Source organism: Kineococcus deserti (genome assembly GCF_050871945.1).
In the GTDB taxonomy this organism is placed as follows: Bacteria; Actinomycetota; Actinomycetes; order Actinomycetales; family Kineococcaceae; genus Kineococcus.
In genome coordinates this window covers 1-9,248 of record NZ_JBJLSI010000064.1, presented here as the reverse complement: position 1 = coordinate 9,248, position 9,248 = coordinate 1, and the positions used below count along the sequence as shown (strand labels likewise).

The following is a 9,248-nucleotide window of genomic DNA, read 5'->3' as shown; positions in this document are numbered from 1 at the left end:
AGGTCGCCACGGCCACCAGGGCGATCCAGAAGACGATCGGGATGCGGACCCCGTTGCCGATCGGCAGCGTGTAGTTGAAGAACGCCCGCGCCGACTCGTACCCGGCCATGTCGCTGATCGTCGGGGAGGACACCCCGCCGGTCACGACCTTCGTCACGCCCAGGTTCAGGCCGGTCAGCATGAAGAACGTCCCGAGCGTGATGATGAAGCTCGGCAACCCGGTCCGCACGAACAACCAGCCGTTGAACAACCCGACCGCCAGCGCGAACACCAGCGCCAGCAGCACCCCGGCCCACACGTTCAGGTGCAGCTGGTAGGCCGTCGTCGCCGCCACCAGCGAAGCGGTGGTGACCGCCACACCGGCGGACAGGTCGAACTCCCCACCGATCATCAGCATGGCGACCGACACCGCCATGATGCCGATGGTCGACGACGAGTACAGCACGGTCAGCAGGCTGGCCCCCGACCGCAGGGTCGGGGCCACCGCCAGGAAGAACGCGAAGAGCACGATCGCCCCGATCAGCGACCCGATCTCGGGCCGCGACAGGACGACCGACAACAACGGCCGCGTGTGGACGCGGTCGTCGGCCGAGGTGGCCGCCCCTCCCGCGTGCGTGGTGGGGGCGGTCCCGGTCGTCGCCGCCGGGTTCCCTCCGCTCTTGGTGCGAATCTCCATCGATCCGTCCTCTCTGGGGTGCCGGGCCGATCCGGCGGGCTAGCGGCAGGAGTTGAGGTAGGTGCGCGTACGCGTCGCGATCGGGAGCGGCTTGTCGAACGCGACCGGGTAGAGGTCCTGCTCGACGATGGCGAAGATGTCGCGGCCCAGCCCTTCCAGCGCCTCGAGGATGGGCGGCATGGCCGGGATGCCCTGGGGCGGCTCCACCATCGCGCCGAGCTTGACGGCCTCGCCGAAGGGCAGGTCCTGCTCCTTCACCTTGGCCACGACCGTCGGGTCGACCTGCTTGAGGTGGACGTAGGCGATCCGGTCGGGGTAGTCGCGGATGAGAGCGAGGTTGTCGCCGCCGGAGTACGAGACGTGGCCGGTGTCCAGGCACAGCTTGACCGGCTCGGAGTCGGTCATGTCCAGGAACCGCTCGACCTGGGCCTGGGTGTCGATGTGGGTGTCGGCGTGGGAGTGGACCGCCATCTGCAGGCCGTAGCCGTTCCGGATGTCCCGGCCGAGCCGGTTCATCCCCTCGGCCAGCCGCTGCCAGGACTCGTCGTCGAGGTCGCGCGGCTCGATCTGCTCACCGGTCTTGTCGCTGCGCCACTGGCCGGGGATCACCACGAGGTGGGTGCCACCCATGGCCTGGGTCAGCTTGGCGACCTGCTCGACCTGCGCCCACGCCTGCTCGTAGTGGTCGGGGCGGTGCAGGGCGGCGAAGATCGTGCCGGCCGAGACCTTGAGCTTCCGCTTCTCGAGCTCGTCGGACAGCTGGGCGGGGTCGGTGGGCAGGTAGCCGTAGGGTCCCAGCTCGATCCACTCGTACCCCGCCTCGACGACCTCGTCGAGGAAGCGGGAGGCGGGGGTCTGCAGTTCGTCGTCGGCGAACCAGACGCCCCAGGAGTCGGGGGCGGTGCCGATGGTGATGGAACGGCCCATGGGGAACTTTCCTCCACGTCGTCGTGCGTCGCAGGTTCCCCGGGCGGGGTGCGCGACTGCGGAAACTCTGGCGCGCGGGGCGCGGCCTGTCAAGCGATTGTCGTTACATACTCACCTCTCGGTGGCCTCACGGCGCGAAGTGAGCGGTCACGACGGACCACGCCCACCGGGAAAGCAGTTTCCGGTGGGCGGGGTCCGCCGCGGGTCGATCAGAGCAGGGGGCGCTGCTTCGCCTTCTTGCCCTCGTACCACGTACGCGCCTGCTGGGTGGACTCCAGGTGCGAGACCTCCGAGACCGGGACGTCCCACCAGCCGCCGCCGTCGGGCGCCTCGGAGTACAGGTCGGTCTCGACGTACACGACCGTCGAGTCCGGGGACGCCTTGGCGTCCTGCAGGGCCGCCACGAGTTCCTTGCGGGTGCCGGCGCGCAGCGTGCGCACGCCCAGGCTCTCGGCGTTCGCGGCGAGGTCCACGGGGAGCTTGTCTCCGTCGAGGCGACCGGACTCGGACCGCTTGCGGTACTTGGTGCCGTAGCGCTGCGAACCGTGCTGCTCGGACAGCGCGCCGATGGAGGCGAAACCGTGGTTCTGCAGCAGCACCACGATGACCTTGACGCCCTCCTGGACGGCCGTGACGAGCTCGGTCGGCATCATGAGGTAGGAGCCGTCGCCGACGGTGATGAAGACGTCCCGGTCCGGCGCCGCGAGGGCCACGCCGATGCCGCCGGGGATCTCGTAGCCCATGCAGGAGTAGCCGTACTCGACGTGGTACTGCTTCGGGTCGCGGCTGCGCCACATGCAGTGCAGGTCACCCGGCAGCGAGCCCGCGGCGCACACCACGACGTCGCGGTCCTCGGCCACCTCGTCGACGGCACCGATGACCTCGGCCTGCGCGAGCAGGCCGGTCTCCTCGCCGATGCCGGAGTGGTAGAACCGGTCCACCACGGCGTCCCACTCGCGGTTCAGGCGTGCGGCCCGTTCCCGGTAGGCGTCGGGGGTGGAGAAACCCTCCAGCGCCGCGGTGAGGGCCTCCAGGGCGACCCTCGCGTCGGCCTGCACCGGGACGCCCGCGTGCTTGACGGCGTCGATCGCGGCGACGTTCACGTTGACGAACTTCACGTCGGGGTTCTGGAACGCCGTGCGCGAACCCGTCGTGAAGTCGGAGTACCGGGTGCCGATGCCGATCACGACGTCGGCCTCGGCGGCGATCTCGTTGGCCGCCGTGGTGCCGGTGGAGCCGATGGCCCCCAGCGACAACGGGTGGTCGTACCGGATCGCGCCCTTGCCCGCCTGGGACTGCCCGACGGGGATGCCGGTGGCCTCGACGAAGGTCTTCAGAGCCTCGGTGGCGTGCGAGTACACGACACCGCCCCCGGCGACCACGAGCGGGGCCTTGGCCGAGCGGATGACCTGCGCGGCCTCGTCGACCGCGACCTGCTCGGGCACCGGTCGCGCGATGCGCCAGGTGCGCTCCTTGAACAGGTCCACCGGGAAGTCCCAGGCCTCGGCCTGCAGGTCCTCGGGCAGGCAGATCGTCGCCGCGCCGGTCTCGGCCGGGTCGGTCAGCACGCGCATCGCGCCCAGCAGCGCCGAGGCCAGCTGCTCCGGGCGCCAGACCCGGTCGAAGAACTTCGACAGCGGGCGGAAGGCGTCGTTGACCGAGACGTCGTAGCCGTAGGGCTGCTCGAGCTCCTGCAGCACCGGGGAGGCGACGCGGGTGGCGAAGACGTCCGCGGGCAGCAGCAGGACGGGGATGCGGTTGATGGTGGCCAGCGCGGCACCGGTCAGCATGTTCGACGACCCCGGACCGACCGAGGCGGTCACGGCCAGGGCCTGCAGGCGGTCCTTCTGCCGGGCGTACCCGACGGCCGCGTGGACCATGGCCTGCTCGTTGCGGCCCGTCATGTACGGAACCTTCGCCGGCGGCTGCCAGCCGTCGCCGAGGGCCTCCTCCTCCGCCTCGAGCAGGGCCTGGCCGACCCCGGCCACGTTGCCGTGGCCGAAGATGCCGAACACCCCGCCGAAGAACTGCTGGCGGACGCCGTCGCGTTCGGAGAACTGCGCCTGCAGGAAGCGCACGACGGCCTGGGAGACCGTCAGCCGCACCGTCTGCACTGCCGGGTTGGGGGGTACTGCGCTCATCGGAGTTCCTTCAGCTCTCGGCAGGGACGGGGGTGGTGTAGAAGGGCAGCCGGGCGTCGACGCTCTGCTGTTCCCAGGTCGAGCGCACCCAGCCGTGGGCCGGATCGTCGCAGATCTTCCAGGCCCGCTCGGTCTCGGGTCCGGCCATGACGTTCAGGTAGTACATGTCGTAGGCCGGGGAGGCGACCGAGGGGCCGTGCCAGCCGTGCGGGATGAGCACGACGTCGCCCGAGCGGACCTCCTCGAGCACGTCGATGGGCCGCTCGGGATCACCGTAGACCTGCTGCAACCCGACGCCGCCGGGGACGGTCGGGACACCGGCCGGGGCCAGCGCCCGGAACTCGTAGTAGTAGATCTCCTCGAGTTCGCTCTCGACGTCGCTGGTGCGGTCGTGCCGGTGCGGCGGGTACGACGACCAGTTGCCTCCCGGGGTGATGACCTCGCAGGCGATGAGCTTGTCGGTCTCGAACGCCGCCGGGGTGGCGAAGTTGTTGACCTGGCGGCTGCACTGGCCGGCCCCGCGCAGTTCGACGGGGACGCCCGCGGCGGGGCCGTAGCGGAAGGGCAGGCGGCGCGTCGCCCGTGCGCCCGGGAACGAGAACACGCCGCCTGCGGTACTGGAGATCGTCAGCTCGCTGTCGCGCCCGACGTAGGCGAAGTCGGTGACGCCGTCGAAGACGCCGGTGCGGCCGGTCAGGTCGAGGGTCTCCCCCTCGACCGTGACGGAGGCCGAGCCGGACAGCGGCAGGACGATCAGTTCCTCCTCGCCGGTGGCGAAGGTGTGCGAGCCACCCGGCGCGAGGGTCAGGGTGCGCAGGCTGGAGAACCCCCAGCCGGCGGACTCGGGGGTGACGACGAGGTCGAAACCGTCAGCCGCCGCGGTCCCGGCGGGGACGTACAGGTTCGGGTCGGTCACTGCGAGCTCCTCAGCGGACGAGGGAGACGGCGGTCTTGACGGCGGACTCCACGTCCCCGTCCGGCGGGTAGAGCAGCGTCCGGCCGACGGTCAGCCCACGCACCGACGGAAGGGCCAGCGCCTTGCGCCAGGTCGCGAACGTCTCCTCCGGGGAGGTCGCCGGGTCACCGCCGAGCAGCAGCGTCGGCAGCGTCGTCGACTCCATGACGCGTTCCATGTCGTCCACGACGGGGATCTTCAGCCAGGTGTAGGCCGTGGTGCGCCCCAGCGCCTGCGCCACGTTGATCGACTTGATGACGCCCTCGGCGGTCAGGTCGTGGACGACCTTGCCGCCGGAGTTGCTGGACCAGAACGGCTCGATCATGGCGACGAGCCGGCGCGCGGCCAGTTCGCTGATCGCGTCGGCCGAGGCCGTCAGCGTCGGCAGCGTGCCGGCGTCGTCGAGGGCGATGCGGGTGAGGAACTTGCCGCCGTCGAGGTTCATGTCCGCGATGGCCTGCGCGTCGTAGCCGGTGAACCGGTCGTCGAGCTCGAAGGCGGCGCCCTGCAGGCCACCGCGGTTCATCGAGCCGAAGACGACCTTGCCCTCCAGCGCCCCCAGCAGCGTGAGGTCCTCGATGATGTCGGCCGATCCGAGCAGACCGTCGACCCCGGGCACCGCCAGCGCGGTCCGCAACCGGTCGAGCAGCTCGGTGCGGTCGGCCATGGCCATCGGGTCCTTGCCGACGCCGTTGGCCCCGCGGGCGGGGTGGTCGGCGGCGACGACCATGAGCCGGCCGTCGGTGCCCAGCAGCGGCCGGCGCCGGCGGGCCCGGGACAGTTCGGCGATGCGTTCGGGGTACCGGGCGCGGATCTCGGCGACCTCGGCGTAGTCCTTCGCGAACTCAGGCACGGGACGCGACCTCCTCGAGCAGGGCCTCCACCTCGGTGGTGTAGGGCATGGCGGTGGAGCACTCACGCCGGGTCGCCACGATGGCGCCGGCGGCGTTGGCGAAGCGCAGGATCCGTTCCAGGTCCCAGCCGGCGAGCAGACCGTGGCACAGGGCGCCACCGAAGCTGTCCCCCGCGCCGAGGCCGTTGATGACGGAGACGGGCGTCGGCGGGACCTCCACGACCGTGTCCTTCGTCATCCCCAGGACACCCTTGGGGCCCTGCTTGACGATGGCGATCTCCACACCCGCCTCGAGCAGCGCCTCGGCGGCCTTGCGGGGTTCGGTCTCGCCGACCGCGACCTCGCACTCCTCCTTGTTGCCGACGGCGACGGTGACGTGGGGCAGCGCCTTGCGGACCTGTTCGGTCGCCAGCTGCGGGGACTCCCAGAACATCTCGCGGTAGTCCAGGTCCAGGACGGTGAACTGCTTGCGGGCGCGGGCCTGCCAGGCCGCGAAGTGCGCGCCCCGGCTCGGTTCCTCGGACAGCCCGGTCACGGTCGCCCAGAAGACGCCGGCGCCGCCGATCGCGTCGAGGTCGAGCTCCTCGGCGCGGATCTGCAGGTCGGGGGCGGTGGGCTGGCGGTAGAACAGCAGCGGGAAGTTGTCCGGCGGGTAGATCTCGCAGAAGGCCAGCGGGGTGTTGAGCCCCTCGACGGCGGTGACGAACTGGTCGGAGACCCCAAAACCGGCGAGCGCCTTGTGGATGAAGGTGCCGAACGCGTCGTGTCCGGTGCGGGTGATGACGGCCGACGAGCGGCCGTGCCGGGCGGCGGCGACGGCCACGTTGGTGGCACTGCCCCCCAGGTACTTGCCGAAGGTCTCGACGTCCTCGAGACCCACGTTGTCCTGCAACGGGTAGATGTCGACGCCGACCCTGCCCATGGTCACGACGTCGAGCGCGGCCGTGGTGCTCACGAGAGCTCCTCCCCAGTCCGGTGTGTCCTCTGCCGTCCCGGGCCGCAACGGCGCGGTGGCTGGGTCGAGAGTGCTCCGGGTGAGGCTGTTCTGTCAAGCTTTGTCAGGACAAACGAACCTCCTGACGTGTGAACCTCGTGACCGTTACCATGGTCCAACGGCGAGGCGGCGACGTGGCCCGACCGCCCTCGAGCACGGGAGTAGTGGTGAGCGATCTGTTCGTCGACCTGGACCGGACGAGTCCCGTGCCCCTGTACTTCCAGGTGGCCCGGCAGATCGAGCAGGCCATCGAGGGCGGCAAGCTGCCGCCCGGTTCACGCCTCGACAACGAGATCCACCTCGCCGACCAGCTGGGCCTGTCCCGGCCGACGATGCGCCGGGCCATCCAGCAGCTGGTGGACAAGGGCCTGCTGGTGCGCAAGCGCGGCGTCGGCACCCAGGTCGTGCACGGTCAGGTGACGCGTCCCGTCGAGCTGACGAGCCTGCACGACGACCTGGCGCACTCCGGCCAGGCACCCTCGACCCAGGTGCTGCTGCACGAGATGAGCGGGGCCGACGACGAGGTGGCCGGCAGCCTCGCCGTGACCCCGGGCACCCCCGTGCTGCACCTGCGCCGGCTGCGGATGTCCGGCGGTGAACCGCTGGCGGTCCTGGAGAACTGGCTGCCGGCGCCCTACACGGACCTGACGGTCGAGGCCCTCACCGAACGCGGCATGTACCAGCTGCTGCGCAGCCGCGGGGTCGGCATGCGCGTGGCCCGTCAGCGCATCGGCGCCCGCCGCGGCAGCGCCGAGGAGTGCACGCTGCTCGACGAGCGCCGGGGTGCGCCGCTGCTCACCATGGAGCGCACGACCTACGACGACTCCGGTCGCGTCGTGGAGTTCGGCCGGCACGTGTACCGCGCCAGCCGCTACGCCTTCGAGGTCACGCTCGTCGACCGCTGACCCGTCCGCCGCGGCGGTCCCCGGTCTCAGAAGCGGAAGCCGCCGACCAGGGTGCGCAGGCGTTCGGCGGCGGCCGAGACCTCGGCCGCGGTCGCCTCCGACGTCTCCGCGGAGGTCGTGGTGCCCGCGACGGAGTCGGCGATGGTGACGATGGTGCTGGAGATCTCCTGGCTGCCGACCGAGACCTCGGTGACGTTGCGCACCATCTCGGCCGTCGTGGCCGACTGCTCCTCCACCGCCGCGGCGATGGTGGCCTGCAGGCCGTCGATGCGGGCGATGACCTCGGTGATCTGGCCGATGGCCGCGCCTGCCGCCGTCGTGTCCGTCTGCGTCGCCTGGACGCGCGCGACGATCTCCTCGGTCGCCCGGGCGGTCTGCTGCGCGAGCTCCTTGACCTCACCGGCCACGACGGCGAAGCCCTTGCCGGCGTCCCCGGCCCGGGCCGCCTCGATCGTGGCGTTCAGGGCCAGCAGGTTCGTCTGCTCGGCGATGGAGGTGATGAGCTTGACCACGTCGCCGATCTCGCGGCTGGAGGTGCCGAGCCGGTCGATGGTCTCGCGCGCCGACTCGGCGGCGGCGACGGCCGAGGTGGCGACGGCCGAGGCGTCGGCGGTGGAGGAGGCGATCTCGCGGATGGCCGCCGTCATCTCCTCGCCGGCCGCGGCGACGGTGCTGATGTTGACGGAGATCTCGTGGCTCGCGGTCGAGACGAGCCGGCTCTGCTGGTCGGTCGCCGTGGCCTGGGAGGACAGCTCGGTCGCGACCTGCGTCATGCCCTGGGCCGACCCCACGAGGGTGTCCGTGCTGGCGCTGATCTCGCGCAGCGCATCGGCGAACCGGTCGAAGGCCGCGTTCAGCGTGGCGGCGGTCCGCCCGAGGTCGTCCTGGGAGGTCACCTCGATGCGCTGGTCCAGCCGGCCCTGCGTCAGGCCCTGCGCGACGGCGCGGGTGCGGGCCAGCGGACCGGTGATGCTGCGGGCGATGTAGACGAAGAACCCGAGCACGAGAGCCAGCCCGGCGACGGCGACGGCGGCCACGACGACGAGCGAGCGCTGGAAGTCGTCCCGCCCCTGGGCGGCGGCGGCCGCTGCCGCCGCGGACTCCGCGGACTGCATGTCGTCCAGCGCCGTGTTGATGTCGGCGAAGGCCTGCAGCGCCGGCGAGGCGCGGTAGGCGTCGACCCAGCCCGCGTTGTCGCTCTCCAGAGCCTGCGGGTCGAGGTCGTCGACCCGGGCCTGGCGGTAGGCCTCGAGGTTGGTCTCGAAGCTGTCGCGCTGCGCCTGGGTGCTGGCGGGGCCGGACGCCAGGTACTCCGCCCACGCGGCGTCGACCTCGGCGTCGTGACCCGCACGGTTCTTGTCCCGGACCTCGGCCGTCTTGATCTCGGGTTCGACCGTGATGAGCATGTCGGTGTTGTCCTTGGCGGACGAGTTGAACGCCGCCCGCACCCGGCCGAGGTCCACAGCGGCCGAGACGTTGCGCTCGTACATCGTCTGCTGCCCGTCGGCGAGGCCCTTGGCCACGTCGATCGAGACGGTCGCCAGCGCGCCCGTCGTCACGAGCACCAGCGCCCCGACGGCCCCGAGCTTGCGCGCCACGCTCAGGTTCTTCAGCGACCACGTCATGGCTTCCCATCGGCAGCCCGGGCGCCGGACTTGACCTGCTCCCCGCACGGACGACGGAGCGGACGGGGGCGCCGGCCTGGCGCCCCCCTCCGCTCCCTCGTCCCCGTCTGATCAGGAGAACTCCCGGGCTTCCTTCCGGAAGATCTCCCCCGTCGTGTCGCCGACCTCGAGC

Annotated in this window: 8 protein-coding genes; 1 reads left to right on the top strand and 7 read right to left on the bottom strand. The window is 71.3% G+C overall.

From position 1 onward, the window contains the following. From ACRYR2_RS24760 to iolC, 6 genes are all read right to left on the bottom strand, one after another. Positions 1-676, bottom strand: a 676-nt coding sequence (locus ACRYR2_RS24760; RefSeq protein ID WP_432565662.1) for an ABC transporter permease, incomplete at its 3' end; no start/stop codon positions are given. A 39-nt stretch (positions 677-715) separates the two neighbouring features. Continuing rightward, positions 716-1,603, bottom strand: coding sequence for a TIM barrel protein (locus ACRYR2_RS24755; RefSeq protein WP_432565661.1), 888 nt, complete (start codon positions 1,601-1,603; stop codon positions 716-718). Between the two features lie 209 nt (positions 1,604-1,812). Beyond that, on the bottom strand, positions 1,813-3,744 hold the full coding sequence (gene iolD, locus ACRYR2_RS24750) for a 3D-(3,5/4)-trihydroxycyclohexane-1,2-dione acylhydrolase (decyclizing) (RefSeq protein ID WP_432565660.1): 1,932 nt from the start codon (positions 3,742-3,744) through the stop codon (positions 1,813-1,815). A gap of 10 nt (positions 3,745-3,754) precedes the next feature. Further along, positions 3,755-4,660: a 5-deoxy-glucuronate isomerase gene (gene iolB, locus ACRYR2_RS24745; RefSeq protein WP_432565659.1), complete on the bottom strand. Its 906-nt coding sequence runs from the start codon at positions 4,658-4,660 to the stop codon at positions 3,755-3,757. Between the two features lie 10 nt (positions 4,661-4,670). Beyond that, positions 4,671-5,552 (bottom strand): Cgl0159 family (beta/alpha)8-fold protein, encoded by an 882-nt coding sequence (locus tag ACRYR2_RS24740; RefSeq protein WP_432565658.1) that lies wholly within the window; start codon positions 5,550-5,552, stop codon positions 4,671-4,673. After that, positions 5,545-6,474: a 5-dehydro-2-deoxygluconokinase gene (gene iolC, locus ACRYR2_RS24735; protein WP_432565663.1), complete on the bottom strand. Its 930-nt coding sequence runs from the start codon at positions 6,472-6,474 to the stop codon at positions 5,545-5,547. Before iolC ends, ACRYR2_RS24740 begins: the two co-directional genes overlap by 8 nt. 239 nt (positions 6,475-6,713) lie before the next feature. Between iolC and ACRYR2_RS24730 the strand changes: the two genes are divergently transcribed. Next, positions 6,714-7,451, top strand: a complete 738-nt coding sequence (locus ACRYR2_RS24730) for a GntR family transcriptional regulator (RefSeq protein WP_432565657.1) — start codon at positions 6,714-6,716, stop codon at positions 7,449-7,451. Between the two features lie 26 nt (positions 7,452-7,477). On the opposite strand, the gene ACRYR2_RS24725 is transcribed toward ACRYR2_RS24730, so the two are convergent. Further along, positions 7,478-9,076 (bottom strand): methyl-accepting chemotaxis protein, encoded by a 1,599-nt coding sequence (locus ACRYR2_RS24725; protein WP_432565656.1) that lies wholly within the window; start codon positions 9,074-9,076, stop codon positions 7,478-7,480. Positions 9,077-9,248: the final 172 nt, after the last annotated feature.